A 432-nucleotide genomic window follows, 5' to 3' on the forward strand; every position below is an offset into this window, starting at 1 on the left:
TGCTTCTTCCAGATTGTTAAAGAACAAATATAGCTGTTGGGTAAAACCCAACTCGTAGAATCGTTATCGACGACGCTATGAGTTGGCCTCTACATCACACCAGGCGGTTGGGACTTGGTGGAGGTGAACGGGATCGAACCGATGACATCCTGCTTGCAAAGCAGGCGCTCTCCCAGCTGAGCTACACCCCCGTACCCCGCTTGCGCAGAATACCTGGTGGGTCTGGTTGGATTCGAACCAACGACCCCCGCCTTATCAAGACGGTGCTCTAACCGACTGAGCTACAGACCCAAAACCTTTTCGGATCAGTAGTCAGGAGGCTGCAGACCCAGGGAAGATTCCCTCGACCCAAGCCTACAACTGATCCCAGCTATATCAAACAACCGATAAGAGTGGACGCTTAACACGAGCGCTAAGCTCTGAAAGGAGGTG

General features: G+C 52.5%; 2 tRNA genes. Both read right to left on the reverse strand.

The window, feature by feature from the left end:
* Positions 1-115: 115 nt before the first annotated feature.
* A tRNA-Ala gene (locus JL37_RS04605) sits at positions 116-191 on the reverse strand.
* Positions 192-214: 23 nt separating this feature from the next.
* A tRNA-Ile gene (locus tag JL37_RS04610) sits at positions 215-291 on the reverse strand.
* Positions 292-432 lie beyond the last annotated feature (141 nt).

Origin of the sequence: Achromobacter sp. RTa (genome assembly GCF_000757485.1) — a bacterium.
Taxonomy (GTDB): Bacteria; Pseudomonadota; Gammaproteobacteria; order Burkholderiales; family Burkholderiaceae_B; genus Achromobacter.